The sequence below is a fragment of the Pseudemcibacter aquimaris genome (genome assembly GCF_028869115.1).
Classification (GTDB): domain Bacteria; phylum Pseudomonadota; class Alphaproteobacteria; order Sphingomonadales; family Emcibacteraceae; genus Pseudemcibacter; species Pseudemcibacter aquimaris.
On sequence record NZ_CP079800.1, the window covers coordinates 2759822 to 2776069 of the forward strand.

The window sequence follows — 16248 nt, forward strand, 5'->3', positions numbered from 1 at the left end:
TAAACATAATTATTTTAAAGGGAGCGTTCAGCGCTCCCTTTTTTTATTGATGTTCAACTTTTCCACAGAATTGTGAAAGCCAACTTTCAAGATTTTTGTGATCGGTATATTCCGCGATGACATCATCATAATTGACGTTTTTATCAACGATACAGCGATCAAAATAATCCAGAGGCAAACCCGTTTTCATTAGATCATCCGCCCTCAAAGAAACGACAATTGCATCACATGATTTATTCAGCACCAGTGTTTGACAGTTATTCGCCAAAGTATCATGCAACTGACTTAATCTTCCGCTTTCGAACATCGCAAATTCGTGACAGGCAAAGCCGCATTTATCATGTTTTTCAAGGTTGCTCTTATAATAATTCAGCGCTATTTCATGATGATCCGCAATAAACAATGTTGTATCAATCCGGCCTTGCGTTTCCCCAAAATAATTTTCCATAATTCTGTCCCCAAATGCCAGGACAGACCCCGGGTAGGCATTCACTTCAATAATTGCCCCATTATCACGCCAAGATTTTGAAATATCTGTTGAAATCATATCTATTCCTACAGAATCCAACCGAAACGTTTTACAAATATCTTCGGCCATTTCCACTGTATCTGGATGCATATCTTCGATATTTATAGGTTCTTTTGTGCCCCCGGCATGCCTGTTCACAATGTCAGTCAGCAATACCTCTTGCCCTTTATCAGGAATACTATTGCCATTCAAATTGGCGTTTCTCAAATTCCTAGTAACACGTTCATCGAATTGAATGTCTTTAAGCAAAAATTTCGCATTTTTTAATTCTTTGCGCCGTCTGTTTTCAACATCAATCAATTCTTTTACCGTTGAAATTCCGTCCCCAAAAACCTTTGCACCAGCGCAGATATCAACGCCAAGTATCTTATTTTTTGAAAGTGTAATACGGTATAAATCACCATCAATATGTTTTTCTACAACAACCCCATCTGATGACAATTTCGATGCTAGCGAAAATGCGTCTCGGGCTTGCTCCAATGTCTGAATATTTGCCGTTACACCATTACCCATTCCTTCTGATAATGGTTTGATTACGACAGGAAAATTTATCTGCCTTATTGCATCAACGCACATTTGAAAATTTTTGACCACAGCTTGTTCAGGGGTCGGATACCCAATACGCTGTAACACATTTACAGTGAGTGACTTACTATCCTGTAACCTATAGCCAATTTGGCTATCAAGTTCTGTCAAACCATAATCAAAAATTTTCGAATGGATACCCTGACCAAACACAGTAAAAGGTGTAGTTTCTAGCAATAATAAAAAAGGAATATTTTTTCTTTTCGCTGCATTTCTAAATTTTTGAGTAAGTTCAGAAGGTGACCAATAAATCAAGAATTGAGAAAGTTCATTTATTTTTGTCACAAACGGCACAGGAGGGGTTTCAATATCTGATTTAATAAATTGCATAATCAGAACCGCTGTTTCCACAGCATTCTTCATCGCCAAAGCATTGTCATATTCTGCAACAAGCCTATTCACACCTGATTTTAAGTGCTGAACATTTGTATTCATATTTTGATGTTTTTGAAACTGAAAGAAAACATTTACCAATGACACTAACAAATCATGAACATTATTTTTTTCATTATTTACTAATTTATCTGATAACGGTTTAGGCAATATTTTATGCAGTTTCTGAATTTCATTTGCCGATATCTCAAAACCGTTTCCAAAAGTGGCCTGATCATAATCAAACAACACCGATTTTGAATTCGAATATAAACTTGGGCCAGATGTGATTTTAATTTTCAATTTATTATTCATTTATTTCAACATTTCCACAGTATTGAGAAAGCCAATTTTTAAGGTTTTTATGATCAGTTAATGCCTCAATTTTTTTATCGATATCTATACCCTGACCAATAATACAACGATCAAAATAATCAAGCGGCAAACCATTGGCGATAATTTCATCAGGCCTAATTGATACAACAAGAGCATCACAACTTTTATTCAGAATAAAAGCTTGGCAATAATGTCCTAATCCATTTTTTACGACTTTCAAGGCTCCCGTCTTAAATTCAGCTGTAGTTTTTGATGCGAAACCAGGGTTTTCGAATTCATTCATTTTTTGATTAAAAATTTTTCTGGCGGCTTCATCATTTTCTGAAACGATTAATGTTGTATCAATTCTTCCTTCGCTTTTACCAAAGTGTTTCTCTAAAAATTTGTCTGCAAGATCCGGTGCGGCCATCGGATAACAATTTAATTCAATAATGACCCCGACCTCTCGCCAGGATTTTGAAATATCCGGCGAAATGACATCAATACCTATACTATCAATCCGGAAAAGTAACGAAACCTGCTCGGATAATTCGATATAATCCGGGTGCATATCATCAATATTTAGCATTTCGAGAGTACCACCAGCACTGCGATTTGCAATATCACCTAAGATCACTCTTTCACCCTGCTCTGGTATGGTATCCAAAGTATATCCAAGATTGGTTAAATTCATCTTCAAGCGTTCATCGTGCATTATTTGCTTCACTTTTAAAGCTGCAAGTTCCGGCTCTTTTCTACGGATATTTTCTTTTTCAATGAGCGTTTTTATGTTCGACACACCATCCGCGATGACCTGCGCAGGATAACGCCTCGCAAGTCCTAAAACCTCCCCACCAGAGGCCGTAATCCTATGAACGTCACCCTCCACATGTTTTTCAATCAAAACTTGTTGAGGTGAACATTTATTTGCCTCTTGAAACGCCACTAATAATTGCTCAATCGTTCTGATATTAGCGGTCACACCAAGGCCACCGCCTTCGCTAAGCGGTTTTATGACGACAGGAAACCCTAACTTGTTTGCTTCCGCAACACACATATCAGGAGAATTAACTATTCTCTGTTCACTTGTTGGGTAACCAGTTTTCTCCAACAATTCATTGGTAATTGCTTTACTTTTTTGAAGTGTGAAGCCAATAAAACTATCTAGTTCACTGGCAGAATAATTGAAAATACGGCCATATTTTCCCTGTCCGAAAGAATAAGTATATGAATCATTGACCAGTAACCTTACCGGAATGTTTCGTTCTTTAGCTTTCATCAGAAATCCTTGAACGACATTGCCAGCGGCCCATTTTTTAACATATTCAATCATCCTATTAATTTGTCCGATTGCCTGTGGCGCAGCCATTCCTTCCTTTAACCCTGCCACTTTTAATGTCATCGCAGCCGCCCTTATCGACATAACAGTTCTTCGTTGATTATTATATTCACAGCATAGAATATAATTTCCACCCCCTTGATCGCTGACTTTAATAAAGTGCTCAATCGGCACGCCAATATTATGCAATGCACTAACAATCATCGGTAATAAATCATGTATTGTTTGAATATTTTCAAAATTTAGTTCCGCTCTCAAATAGGGTGGTAATATTTTTGAGATTTTAGAAAGATAGTTTGGTGAAACATCAAAATTGCCGCCAAAATCATCTGCGCAATATTCAAAGCAGACAATTTTTGAGGAATGTTTTAAAGAAGGGCCAAAGGTTACAGTAATTTTATTATTCATTTTTAGTATTTTCTTTTTTATTTCTAAAATAATTTAAATTGGTCTTTGCTGGCTGGTTTAATACATTCTTCCCCATCATTTCTTGCATTATTTACAAATGGGCTGACTTCGTACATTTCCAACTTCAAATCAATATCGGTTGATAGTTTATCAAATATCTTCCTATCAGGTGGATCTTCGGGTCTAAGCCATAAATCATAATCCTGCGGTTCAATAATAACAGGTGATCTATGATGAATTTTCTTAACGACACCATTTGCTGGCTTTGTGATCAGTGAAACTGTTTCTAGCCAATCATCGCCATTTGGTCCTGTCCATGCTTCCCAAATCCCAGCAAATGTAAATGGTGCATGATCTTGCAAACAAATATGATATGGAATGGGCGACGCACCATCCCTTTTCCATTCGTAAAAACCATCTGCCGGAACAAGACATTTTCGTCTTCTGAACGGGCCGCGAAATGACGGTTTATCCGCAATTGTTTCTGAACGTGCATTTATAAGCGGGCGATCATTTTTTATCTCTTTGGCAAAATGCGGTACAAGCCCCCAACGCATCAATGCCCCTTCCCGTTCTGGAAGTGGCGCATCCGGAATAATGGCCTGATCTTTATCTGATCCTTTTAAACGGATCACGGCAACAGGTTGGCTGGGCGCAATATTAAACCTGGACGGCACCTTGAACGGATACCCCATGTCCATAAATTCAATAAAACTATTATATGCCTCGCTTGCTAAAGAGTATCTTCCACACATTCTTATTATTCGCTATAGTGATTTCAATAAGATAATAAACGAAAAAAATCATATGAAAAGAGAGTATCCCAAAAGACCCATTCCCGGTGTCGGTGTTGTCGTTTTTAACGGTGAAAAAATCCTATTAATCAAACGTAACAAGGAACCAAAAGCAGCAGAATGGAGCATTCCAGGCGGTGCCCAAGATCTTGGTGAAACATTGACAGAATGCGCTATGCGCGAAGTTAATGAAGAAACCGGTATTAAGATAGAAAATATCACACTCTTAAAAGCCGTAGATTACATTGATAAAGATGAAAATAATGATATCCGCTTTCATTATAGTTTAATCGATTATATGGCCGATTATAAATCGGGTGATTTGGTCGCAGGCGACGATGTCCTTGACGCAAAATGGGTTCACATCAATGATTTTAAAAGCTATAACCTTTGGCAGGAAACAATCGATTTAATAGAAGACGCAATTGTACATAGACGATCCAAATAGCAAACCCCCACAAAGCTTGCCAAAACGCTTTATTACAAGCTTTGGAAGGCATATAAAAGTATTGTTGATCGCTGCAGGATTCTCAACAATCGCTTATGGGTCCATGTATTTGCTTCTTATGTGGGCCGGAAGAATTTAGAGTATAAAGAATGAACGAAAATCCACCGCCAAAAATAAGTAAACTTCTGTGGCTACTTTTAATGCTGGCAGTCATGACCATCTATATTTTATTGGTCGCGCGTCTTATTGATGCCTTATTTGCCGGAAATATTATCATGGAATTGATCAGCTATATTCTGGCTGGCATCATCTGGGTTTTCCCAGCAAAAAAAATAATGTTTATCATCAATAGAACGGATACTGATAACGGGGATCAATAATGGGCAATTTCATCAGGCTTCTATCACTGTCTTTTGTTTTTATTCTTTCGGCATGTGCCAGCAATAACACGGAAAATTCTGCACCGCCACAGCGTTCCGCGGCGGAACGCCCAAATATGAATTCAGCAGACCCAAATAGCACCTATGACAAAGAAAATGTCATCAATGCCGCATCTGAATTTTTCGGCGAAGGATCAGAAGCCGTTGCAAGTGTTATTGAAAAGGCATTTGCCGATCTTGGCCGCCCTAACGGATATATCATTGGTACAGAAGCAAGCGCCGCTTTAATCGTCGGTGCCCGTTATGGTGATGGTGTTCTTTCCCACAAAATAGAAGGCGACACCAAAGTATACTGGAAAGGGCCATCTATCGGCATTGACGTTGGTGCCAATGGATCACGTGTATTTGCGCTTGTGTATAATTTGAACGATACACAAGAGCTGTATCAGCGTTTCCCGGCCGTTGAAGGAAGTCTTTATTATGTCGCCGGTGTGGGAATGAATTACCAACAGGTTGACGAAATCGTTATTGCACCAATTCGCATGGGCGTTGGCCTGCGCGCGGGCGTTAATCTTGGGTACTTACATTTCACCAAAGAAAGAAGCTGGAACCCGTTTTAAAATTTAAACGGGCGTTACCACTTTATGAAATTCCGGTTTTTCCGGTGTTGATAATTCCGGCATATATTTATAACCATCCATATCGAAACCAAGAATGTCATCTGCATTTTTGATGCGGTTCTGGATAATATAACGCGCCATCATACCACGGGCGCGTTTCGCCATCATTCCAGGGCTTTTCGCGACGCCCTCTTTCACAATTTTAAAGACCGGCGTAATTACGCGTCCTTTTAATTCTTTTTCGTTGATGGATTTAAAATATTCATTGGACGCACAATTGATAATCACATCTGATTTTTGTTCATCCAGCAAATTATTTAAACCGTCCGTAAGCGTATTACCCCAAAATTCATAAAGGTTCTTTCCTTTTGGATTTGAAAGACGACAACCCATTTCAAGACGGTATGCCTGCATCAAATCAAGCGGACGCAACATGCCATAAAGGCCAGATAAAATACGGAAATGATCCTGCGCAAAGTTAAGATCGTCATCGGAAAGCGTTTCCGCATCAAGACCGACATATGTATCACCCTTAAAAGCAAAGGCGGCCTGTCTTGCGTTTGTTAAAGAAAATGGTCTTGAAAAATCACGGTATCGTTCATAATTCAGATCCGCGATTTTTTCGCTCACTTTCATAAGTTTTTCAATATCACCACGTGTCAATTTTCTTGCGACATTAATCAGTTCCTCACTTTGATCCAGATAATCCGGTTCTGACCAGTTTGGGCGCACTTCATCACTTGCGAAATCAAGTTTTTTTGCGGGTGATACAACAACAATCATAATTTTTATCCCTGATTATAATACTTCTAATTTATGATTATAGAGATAACACAGACTTTTAAAAATTACAGCATAATTAATATATGATATGCCCTATTGACTTTATGACCAATAACACCATCTAATGTTCCGATAATTATTAAATTCAGGTATTCATTAAATGTCAGACGCAGCGGCAGCCAAGCCCCAGAAAAAATCAAGACGGGTAGACCTCACCACAGGGCCGGTTCATAAACATCTAATCAGAATGGCTCTTCCTATGACACTGGGGATCGCAGCCAGCATGTCATTCACATTTGTGGATAATTATTTCATTGCCCAGCTTGGTACGGATGAGGTCGCCGCAATGGGGTTTGTCACCCGTGTGGCCATGATTATTGTTGCTGTATCCATCGGCATGGGTGCCGGTGTCACATCTGTTATTGCCCGTGTTGCCGGTAACGGTGATCAAGACGAGATCAAAAAACTGGCCACCAATACATTAATTCTTACTTTCCTTGTATCCATCGCCGTCACCATTTTTGGCCTTATGACCGTGGACCCCTTATTCAGGGCAATGGGCGCTGATGATTCTGTGATGCCGATGATCAAGGAATATATCCATATTTGGTATTTCACGGCACTTTTCATCATTTTCCCAATGACCGGAAGCGCCATCATGCGCGCCCTTGGCGACACCAAACTACAAGGCAAGATCATGCTTTATTCAGCATTCGGTAATGCTGTGCTTGATCCGTTACTTATTTTTGGACTTTATGGGTTCCCTGAGCTTGGTCTTGCTGGCGCGGCTTGGGCATCTCTCATCACCCGCTTTGTCAGTTTCGCCTATATTTTATATTCACTTCAGTTTGAATTTCATGTGATCTGTTTTAAGGGGGACACCCTCGAAGATTTCACAAAATCAGTAAGACGTATTATGCATGTGGGCATTCCTGCCACGGGCACAAATATGATCATCCCGATTGTACAAGCGATGATCATCGCCCTTGTTGCCACATACGGCAATAATGCTGTGGCCGCAACCCATTTGGCGACCACCATCGAAATGCTGGCGCTTGTTATATTCTTTGCCCTATCTGCCGTTGTTGGGCCATTCCTTGGTCAAAACTTAGGCGCCAATAATTTTGAACGGATTGATGAATGTATTACCAAAGTCATGCTTTTCTGCTTGGCATTTGGCGCTGTTTCAGCCGTTGTTCTTGGATTATTTGCAACCGAACTAGCCGGCCTTTTCCGTGATGAGGCAGATATCGTAAATCTTGCACGCGCATATCTTATTTATGTGCCGATTTCTTATGGTCTTTACGGCATGGTGATGAGTGTGAATGCCATGTTTAACGCCATCGGCAAACCAATGCCCGGTGTGATGATATCAAGCCTACGGGTATTCTTTTTGCAATTACCGCTCTTTTATTTTGCATCGCAATATTATGACCTTGAAACCGCATTTATATTCATCAGTGCATCAAATGCCATCGCGGGTATTGTTGCCTATATCTGGATCAAAAGCGCAATCAATAAATTACGTAGCACATAAAAAAGGGCCCCTCAGGGCCCTTACCTAATTTATGAGATATCTTGCGTTATATCCGTTTCGATATAAAGCGTTGCACCACCAGCGGTATAAACATCATAATCAATACCATCAATATTCTGATCAGCTTGTTGAACCCAACCCTGTCCGGTTGATGTAACGGTATCCGTTACACTACCGTTGAATATATATAATTCAATATTTTCATCTGTCATATCGATGACATCCTGCAACGAAATCGTTATATATTCATTTTCCTCTCCTACATCAGGAGTTAACCTAATTTGCTCTATGTTTCTAAAATCATAATTTGCGAAATCAATTTCAAATGGAATATCGGTGAATTCAGGAAGAACCCAAACGACATCTGTACCAGCTCCACCATCAAAAACGGTTTGCATTAAGTCATCATGCCACTCATACAATGAAAATCTGTCATCTCCTTCTTCACCATTTAAGATATCCTGACCACCATTACCAAATAAAGTGTCATTACCATCACCACCATTAATGATGTCATTTCCAGCCCCCCCAGTTAAGCCATTATTTCCACTATCACCAGTTAAATTGTTATCAAATCTTTCAGATCCGCTAATATTTTCAACATTAATAATTGTATCGCCTTCTGCAAAACCACCGCTTGCCTCGCCTGTTTCTAGGTTTACTGTTACCCCAACATTGCTATCAAAATAACTTACAGTGTCCATTCCTGCTCCACCATCAATGATGTCTGCCCCCTCGCCACCATAAAGACGATCATTCCCGCCAAAGCCATAAAGCTCATCATCACCTTCTTTGCCACGCAAATAATCATGCCCGGTACCACCATTAAGCACATCATTGCCTGCTCCCGTAAATACAAATCCACGACCGTCGCCCAAGGTGATAATGTCATCACCACTGCCTGTCATAATATAGTTATTATTGATGTCATTCCCCAATACCGTATACCCGTCACTTTCTGACGCTAAGTTAAGGTTTACATTTGAATCAGAAACATTTGCCGTATACTCAAAAGTATCGGTCTGTGTAAAACCTGAATCAGGCACTTCAAAGCCGCTGGCAACTGCCAAATCAGCAGAAATTCTAAAATAGCTTCCTGTATCTGGATCGGTATAAATATATGCAAATCCATTTATTCCTGAAATAGAACTATATGAAAATGGAAAGTCAAAATCGCTATTTAATAAATCATCCGAATGACCATAAATTCTTATGGATGACCTAGGAGACGAATAAAGTGACCAATCATGGATATTTTGCTCATTAACAGTGATAGATTCACGACCAATTTCACTTAAACTAATAGTGTCAATTCCTGATAAATCACCCGTTGATAGATTGAATTCAGTAACATTTTCTCCTGTAATGTCGCCTGATAAAAACAAATGATTGTAAGAAATTCCATCATATTCAATATGATCTGCCAAAAGATCATTGCTTAAATCGCTATCAAAGTTACTTCTCTCTGTGTAAAGCTGATATCCTTTTTGGTTACCAAAAATATTATATATATCAGCTACATTTCCACTGATTAGAGCCTGATCGAATACGGCGGCAATTTCTTCTAACGAAACATCCTGCAATTCATCAGTAATTGTAAATTTTAGTTGAATTGTGCCTCCAGCAGAAACGGATACATTTGCAATTCCTGCAAAATCAGATTTATCATCTACAAGTATTTGGATATCGCCATCTATATGGATTTTCCCTAAATCGGTAATTGATTTTCCACGTAAATCTAAAACGCCACCATTCGCCGCTTCAATACGAATTATTGACGTACCATCACCATCTATGGTTTCTAATGAATTGAATTGATCAATTGACATTAAAACATCTGAATTAACATATAATATAGTCACATTGCTAAGCGTAATGCCCGTCAAATCAACTTCGCCGTAAATTACCAATGTATTATTACCCGCACCACCATCGATGGTTTCACCTGCGGTCACTTCTGTCACCTGACCATTTAATGTGTCCAGCGTAATGACGGATGATAAATCTGTCCCGGTGCCCGCAGGATTGGTAATATCACTAGCTGAATATTCACCGGCAGTTGTTGAACCGATCAACACAATAATATCATCACCATCACCGCCGGAAATATCATCGGCACCTGTACCGCCGCGGATGATATCATTGCCATCCCCCGCTTCGATAACATCAGCACCTGCACCACTGGAAATGCTATCATCACCGCCTTTTGATGTAATCGACAGATCTTCTGTTGCTTCAACAAAAACAAGCGTACTATCATCACCATCATCAGCAATATATGTATTCGCAGCCGTTTCAGTAAAATTTGTTTGTGTTGCAGGAGCTGGGCCAGGCGTTGGCGTTGGTGTCGGCGCGGGCGCACCTCCACCACCTGTGGTGGCACCACCACCACACGCAGATAAAGGCAATAACGCCATCAAAATGCCGCCGCGTTTTAATTTTAAATTATTTGAAAATTTTAATTTGGAATCAATAGACGTGTTACTTTGCATAACATCCCCCCAATAAATAAAAATGGCTTTACATGCAGGATTTTATACAAAATCCATGGACAGTCAACCGAATAAAAAAGGGCCCCGCGGGACCCTTAATTATTAAATATTCAATGTAATTTTACCATGGCTTCATACGACTTAAGACATTGTCTTTCTTAACGAAATGATGGAATAACGCTACAATGATATGCAGCAAAATACATGCGATCGTTACTTTTGCAAATGTACCATGCATGGTTGCTGCAAGTTCCGCACTGCTTTCAGCTTTTTCAACTAATTTCGGGAAATTAAACAGGCCAAACAATGATGGACTGCCGCCTTTTGCCTGAACAATTACAATACCAGAAAGTGGCAATCCAACCAGCAATATATAAAATAAAATATGAAGGCTATGAGCCCCTAATGTTTGAAATTTACCCGTTCCCTCCGGCATTTCTGGAACCGGATTTTTCGCACGCCACCCAAAACGAAGTAGCATTAAAAATAAAATAAGAATACCAACAGAGAAATGATACCCCGCAAGGCCCATTCCTTCGTATGCTTCATCCTTGAAATTTCCGCCTAGCCAATATTGGCCGACAATAATAAGAAACATTCCCCAATGGAACAATTTGGCGACCGATCCATATGAATTACTTGTATTTTTAACAGACATTAAAAATATCCTCCGATTATTTTGTGAACCCTTAATTTTTTGGCGCCGATTTACGGCTTATTACTTTTTCTTGCTGAAAAGTTTTTCAAAAATTGTTCTGAAATTAAAAATAACATAGATCGGTATAACGATGATCGCACCAAGCAGGATGTATTTGCCAGCCCAATTTATCACATCAAGAACGACTTCGAGAATGCGTCCTAATGTTTCCGGCACATTATTGATTAATTCAACAGGATCGATATTAAAAAAGCTTAACAATAGCCCCACGCAAAGTGAGGCAATAATAAGTTTCCAGATTAATGTCGATGTTGTTTTATCCATGTATTTTCCAGCCAGAACAATTTTATATTGGGATATTGAGGTATTTTTACGTGATATGTCAATAGATTAGTTGGATCTGGCGTTTCTTGCTTCCAATTCTTCGGTCTCCATCGCGATGCGAAGATCCGTCATTAACATTTCTATTGCCTGTATTTGTTCTTTTGAATTTATTCGAGTCCGGTAAAGCATTCCAAGCTCATTCATCGCGAGGATGTAATCCTTTTCCTCGCTAGCCTTAACGATAATGTCAATACGGTCCCGCACATCTTGTTCCGTTTGCGCGTAACTATCCACAAGACGTTCTTCCAGCGATTTTTTCTTTCTTTCCTGATTATTATCACAGGAAATAAGCAACAATGATAAAGTTATAAGAGCAACAATTTTTCTCATACATAATCCAATTTGTCTTACGTTACAGCATGTTATCAAAAATTGCCGATGACTTCAATCATACGTTCGATATCGGTTTCTGGGGTATTAAATGCCGTTACAAACCTGGCACCGACCAAATCATCCACGCCCCATGAATAATAAACGGCACCACTTTCCTCGAGCGCCTTGTTTAATGCCGGTATCATTTTCACAAATAAAATATTTGTCTGCATTGGATAAAGCAGGTCAATGGCCGATGAATTAAGAATAGCGCCTTTCAATTTATCTGCCATATCATTGGCGTGCTTTGCATTATCAAGCCAATGATTATCATCAATATAGGCATTAATTTGCGCTGAAACATACCGTGATTTTGAAACAAGATGTCCGCTCCTCATACGGCGATAAACAAATCCTTTATCATCAGATGCGTTAAAAAAGATTGCTGTTTCTGCACCAAGTGTCCCATTTTTTGTTGTCCCGAATGAAAGTGCATCGACACCCGCCTTCCACGTAAGGTCCGCTGGGCTACACCCATTTGCAACAACTGCATTTGCAAATCTTGCCCCGTCCATATGCAGTTTTAAATTATGCTTTTTTGCAACCTCTGAAATGGCGGCAACTTCATCTGGTGAATAAATGGTTCCGGCTTCAGTGCTGTTTGCAATTGAAATAATAGCCGGCTGGCTGTGATGTGGTTCATCAATAATATAATGACCGATTGCATCCTCAATTGCACTCGGTATCATTTTTCCGTCTTTTCCGGAAATCGGGTGTAGCTTTGCGCCGCCCGTCTGAAATTCAACCCCGCCGCATTCGTCAGCATAAATGTGTGATTTTTCATGGCAAAAAATAGCACCAAATGTTGGGCAAAGTGTTGCAAGAATTAATGTATTGGTTGCCGTCCCCGTCACCAAATTATAAGAAACCAGATCTTTATTTTCGAACAATGCGCGTAAATTTTCCTGTGATGCCGCCGTGACGTCATCTTCACTATATGCCAGTGCCAGACCGTTATTTTCATTAATAATAGCCTGCATTACTTTTTCAGAAACACCAGATAGGTTATCACTGCGCATTAATTGCTCCTTTTTCGATCACTTATGTATCGACAAATGACATAAAATGGTTATTTATTACAGTGTTTTTTTAAATTCTTGAATAGGAAGACCTGATTATGCCTGCTTATCGTTCCAAAACGTCAACCCATGGCCGCAATATGGCCGGTGCCCGTGCCCTTTGGCGCGCAACCGGGGTAACCGATAATGATTTTGGAAAACCTATTATCGCTGTGGTCAATAGCTTCACACAATTTGTACCGGGACATGTCCATTTAAAAGATATGGGCCAATTGGTTGCCCGTGAAATTGAAAAATACGGCGGCATTGCAAAAGAATTTAACACCATTGCTGTCGATGACGGCATCGCCATGGGCCATGACGGCATGCTTTATTCCCTGCCAAGCCGCGAAGTAATCGCCGACAGTGTAGAATATATGGCCAATGCCCATTGTGCCGACGCGCTCGTTTGTATTTCAAACTGTGACAAAATCACCCCAGGCATGTTGATGGCAGCAATGCGTCTGAATATCCCTGCTGTTTTTGTTTCCGGTGGCCCAATGGAAGCCGGAAAAACAGAAGGCGTTAATCACGGTCTTGATCTTGTGGATGCGATTGTGATGGCCGTTGATCCAAATGTGGATGATGAAACAGTGAATAAAGTTGAAGCATCCGCATGCCCAACATGCGGTTCATGTTCCGGCATGTTCACCGCCAACAGCATGAACTGCTTGACCGAGGCACTTGGTTTATCGTTACCGGGAAATGGTTCCGCGCTTGCAACACATGCTGACCGAAAACAATTGTTCCTTGGGGCAGCCAAAACAATCATGAATCTGACCAAAGCCTATTACGAAAATGACGATGAAAGCGCGCTGCCGCGTAACATCGCATCATTCAAAGCATTTGAAAACGCCATGTCACTTGATATCGCCATGGGTGGTTCAACCAATACGGTTCTTCACTTACTTGCCGCCGCAAACGAGGCCGAATGTGATTTCGATATGGATGATATTGATAGATTATCCAAAGTCGTGCCAAATATTTGTAAAGTGGCACCAGCCACACAGCAATATCATATGGAAGATGTTCACCGCGCCGGTGGTGTTATCGCCATTTTGGGTGAGCTGGAAAAAGGCGGCCTTATTCACCGCGACTGTGCAACCGTTCAGGGTCGTACAATCGGCGAAGTCATCGATTATTTTGACGTAAACCGCGACGCACCCGAAGACGTACAGGATTTTTATAAAGCCGCCCCGGGTGGTGTCCGCACCACAGAAGCATTCTCACAATCTGAACGTTTCAATACGCTTGACCTAGACCGTGAAGGCGGCTGTATCCGTAGCGTTGAACACGCCTATTCCAAGGATGGCGGCTTGGCCGTACTGCAAGGAAACATCGCGTTAGACGGATGTATCGTTAAATCAGCGGGCGTCGCAGAAGAAAACTTCACATTCAAGGGACCAGCCCGCGTTTATGAAAGCCAAGATAGTGCCGTGGAAGGCATAATCGGCGGCGAAGTAAAAGCCGGTGAAGCCGTCGTAATCCGTTACGAAGGACCACGCGGCGGACCGGGAATGCAGGAAATGCTTTACCCGACGTCATACCTGAAATCCATGGGATTAGGTACAGCATGCGCGCTGATCACTGATGGCCGTTTTTCCGGTGGTACTTCCGGTTTATCCATTGGTCACGTTTCACCAGAGGCAGCATCAGGGGGCGCAATCGGACTTGTCCAAAATGGTGATATCGTCGAAGTGGATATTCCAAACCGTGTAATCCGCATTGATGTCAGTGATGAAGAGCTTGCGAAACGCCGCGATATTATGAACGGTCGCGGTAGTGCCGCATGGAAACCAACCGAAATTCGCACACGCGTGGTTTCAAAAGCGCTTGAAGCATACGGCTTGATGGCAACATCCGCTGATAAAGGTGCCGTGCGCCGTCTTGATCACTTAAAAGGATAAATATAAATGACCAATTCCGTGGAATATAAATTCACCAAAGACCTTTATGATGCAAAAGCATCATTCGTGACCAACCTTGAATGTTCAATCACAGGAAAGGATGATTATAAAGCTGGTGAAATCCACGGATTATCAGAAGCAGGTAGACCATTACTGGTTCGTTATGATCTTGATGCCATTAAAAACAGCGTCACCAAAGAAGAAATTGAAGCCCGTCCGGGCGGTTTTTGGAAATACCGCGAATTATTGCCAGTGAACACGGGTGATGCGGTCACCAGCCTTGGTGAAGTGATGACGCCACTGATCCCGTTAAAAGCATCCGTTCCTGATGGTTATGATATCATTGTAAAGGATGAAGGGCGCCTTCCAACCGGATCATTTAAAGCACGTGGCCTTGGAATGGCTGTGGCGATGGCCAAAGAACTGGGGCAAACCCATCTTGCCATGCCGACAAACGGCAATGCCGGTGCGGCACTTGCGGCATATGCCAGTTACGCGGGGCTAAAAACAACCGTATTTTGCCCGGATGACACCCCGATTGTGAACATTCGTGAAATTGAACTTCAGGGCGCGGATGTTTATACGGTCAACGGCCTGATCAACGATTGCGGCAAAATCGTATTCGAGGGCAAAGAGGAAATGGGCTGGGCTGATATTTCCACCTTAAAAGAGCCATATCGCATCGAAGGTAAGAAAACCATGGGCCTTGAGCTTGCGGAGCAGCTCGGTTGGGAAATGCCGGATGTGATTTTTTATCCAACCGGTGGCGGCACTGGCCTAATCGGTATGTGGAAAGCCTTTGATGAGATGGAAAAACTTGGCTGGATTGGCAGCAAACGGCCAAAAATGGTCGCCGTACAAGCAGAAGGATGCGCCCCAATCGTAAAAGCATATGATGACGGTGAAGAACATGCCCCGCTTTGGGATGATGCCTTCACCGAAGCATGGGGTATTCGCGTTCCCGTTGCCGTGGGTGATTTTCTGATCCTACGCGCCGTACGTGAAAGTGGTGGTTTTGCCATTGCCGTTAAAGAAGACCATATCTTTGATTGCCGTGACCGTGTCGCGAAACAAGATGGTGTGCTGCTCTGCCCAGAAGGGGCCGCAACATTCGCCGCGTGGGAAATGGCCCTTGAAAGTGGGCAAGTGAGCAAAGATGACAAAGTTATTCTGTTTAACTGCGCAACGGGGCTAAAATATCCGATGCCGGAAACAGATCAGTTCCTCGATAAAAATGAACCAATTGATTACGGACAGTTTAAGTAAT

Annotated in this window: 15 protein-coding genes; 6 read left to right on the forward strand and 9 right to left on the reverse strand. The window is 41.3% G+C overall.

Going from position 1 to position 16248, the window contains the following annotated elements; translation table 11 throughout:
• Positions 1 to 43: 43 nt before the first annotated feature.
• From KW060_RS12955 to KW060_RS12965, 3 genes are read right to left on the reverse strand one after another with little or no spacing between them, the layout of a single operon-like run.
• Positions 44 to 1801, reverse strand: coding sequence for an ATP-binding protein (locus tag KW060_RS12955; protein ID WP_249035811.1), 1758 nt, complete (start codon positions 1799 to 1801; stop codon positions 44 to 46).
• Positions 1794 to 3548: an ATP-binding protein gene (locus KW060_RS12960; RefSeq protein ID WP_249035812.1), complete on the reverse strand. Its 1755-nt coding sequence runs from the start codon at positions 3546 to 3548 to the stop codon at positions 1794 to 1796. The genes KW060_RS12955 and KW060_RS12960 overlap by 8 nt, the downstream gene beginning before the upstream one ends.
• A 23-nt stretch (positions 3549 to 3571) precedes the next feature.
• Positions 3572 to 4303, reverse strand: a complete 732-nt coding sequence (locus tag KW060_RS12965) for an SOS response-associated peptidase (RefSeq protein WP_249035813.1) — start codon at positions 4301 to 4303, stop codon at positions 3572 to 3574.
• A gap of 52 nt (positions 4304 to 4355) precedes the next feature.
• On the opposite strand from KW060_RS12965, the gene KW060_RS12970 reads away from it, so the two are divergent.
• The 3 genes from KW060_RS12970 to KW060_RS12980 all read left to right on the forward strand — a co-directional run bounded on the left by KW060_RS12970 (position 4356) and on the right by KW060_RS12980 (position 5790).
• Positions 4356 to 4790 carry an NUDIX hydrolase gene (locus KW060_RS12970; protein WP_249035814.1) on the forward strand — a complete coding sequence of 145 codons (435 nt, stop codon included), beginning with the start codon at positions 4356 to 4358 and terminating at the stop codon, positions 4788 to 4790.
• A gap of 149 nt (positions 4791 to 4939) precedes the next feature.
• A complete protein-coding gene (locus tag KW060_RS12975; RefSeq protein ID WP_249035815.1) occupies positions 4940 to 5170 on the forward strand; it encodes a DUF2842 domain-containing protein in 231 nt (76 codons plus the stop codon).
• Complete coding sequence (locus KW060_RS12980) at positions 5170 to 5790, forward strand: DUF1134 domain-containing protein (RefSeq protein WP_249035816.1); 621 nt, start codon at positions 5170 to 5172, stop codon at positions 5788 to 5790. The genes KW060_RS12975 and KW060_RS12980 overlap by 1 nt, the downstream gene beginning before the upstream one ends.
• Positions 5791 to 5793: 3 nt before the next feature.
• Here KW060_RS12980 and yaaA read toward each other — a convergent pair whose 3' ends face one another.
• Positions 5794 to 6573, reverse strand: coding sequence for a peroxide stress protein YaaA (gene yaaA / locus KW060_RS12985; RefSeq protein ID WP_249035817.1), 780 nt, complete (start codon positions 6571 to 6573; stop codon positions 5794 to 5796).
• A 160-nt stretch (positions 6574 to 6733) separates the two neighbouring features.
• Here yaaA and KW060_RS12990 point away from each other — a divergent pair, with 160 nt between their 5' ends.
• Positions 6734 to 8110 (forward strand): MATE family efflux transporter, encoded by a 1377-nt coding sequence (locus KW060_RS12990; protein WP_249035818.1) that lies wholly within the window; start codon positions 6734 to 6736, stop codon positions 8108 to 8110.
• 29 nt (positions 8111 to 8139) lie between these two features.
• Here the strand turns inward: KW060_RS12990 and KW060_RS12995 are convergent, their stop codons facing one another.
• From KW060_RS12995 to KW060_RS13015, 5 genes are all read right to left on the reverse strand, one after another.
• Positions 8140 to 10602: a hypothetical protein gene (locus KW060_RS12995; protein ID WP_274757293.1), complete on the reverse strand. Its 2463-nt coding sequence runs from the start codon at positions 10600 to 10602 to the stop codon at positions 8140 to 8142.
• A 121-nt stretch (positions 10603 to 10723) separates the two neighbouring features.
• Positions 10724 to 11260: a cytochrome b gene (locus KW060_RS13000; RefSeq protein WP_249035819.1), complete on the reverse strand. Its 537-nt coding sequence runs from the start codon at positions 11258 to 11260 to the stop codon at positions 10724 to 10726.
• 60 nt (positions 11261 to 11320) lie between these two features.
• Positions 11321 to 11584: a DUF6460 domain-containing protein gene (locus tag KW060_RS13005; RefSeq protein WP_249035820.1), complete on the reverse strand. Its 264-nt coding sequence runs from the start codon at positions 11582 to 11584 to the stop codon at positions 11321 to 11323.
• A gap of 66 nt (positions 11585 to 11650) precedes the next feature.
• Positions 11651 to 11974 (reverse strand): hypothetical protein, encoded by a 324-nt coding sequence (locus tag KW060_RS13010; RefSeq protein ID WP_249035821.1) that lies wholly within the window; start codon positions 11972 to 11974, stop codon positions 11651 to 11653.
• A 35-nt stretch (positions 11975 to 12009) separates the two neighbouring features.
• A complete protein-coding gene (locus KW060_RS13015) occupies positions 12010 to 13035 on the reverse strand; it encodes a threonine aldolase family protein (RefSeq protein ID WP_249035822.1) in 1026 nt (341 codons plus the stop codon).
• A gap of 98 nt (positions 13036 to 13133) precedes the next feature.
• Between KW060_RS13015 and ilvD the strand changes: the two genes are divergently transcribed.
• Together ilvD and KW060_RS13025 are read left to right on the forward strand one after the other, a co-directional pair.
• Complete coding sequence (ilvD, locus tag KW060_RS13020; RefSeq protein ID WP_249035823.1) at positions 13134 to 14981, forward strand: dihydroxy-acid dehydratase; 1848 nt, start codon at positions 13134 to 13136, stop codon at positions 14979 to 14981.
• Positions 14982 to 14987: 6 nt separating this feature from the next.
• Complete coding sequence (locus KW060_RS13025) at positions 14988 to 16247, forward strand: threonine synthase (protein WP_249035824.1); 1260 nt, start codon at positions 14988 to 14990, stop codon at positions 16245 to 16247.
• Position 16248: the final 1 nt, after the last annotated feature.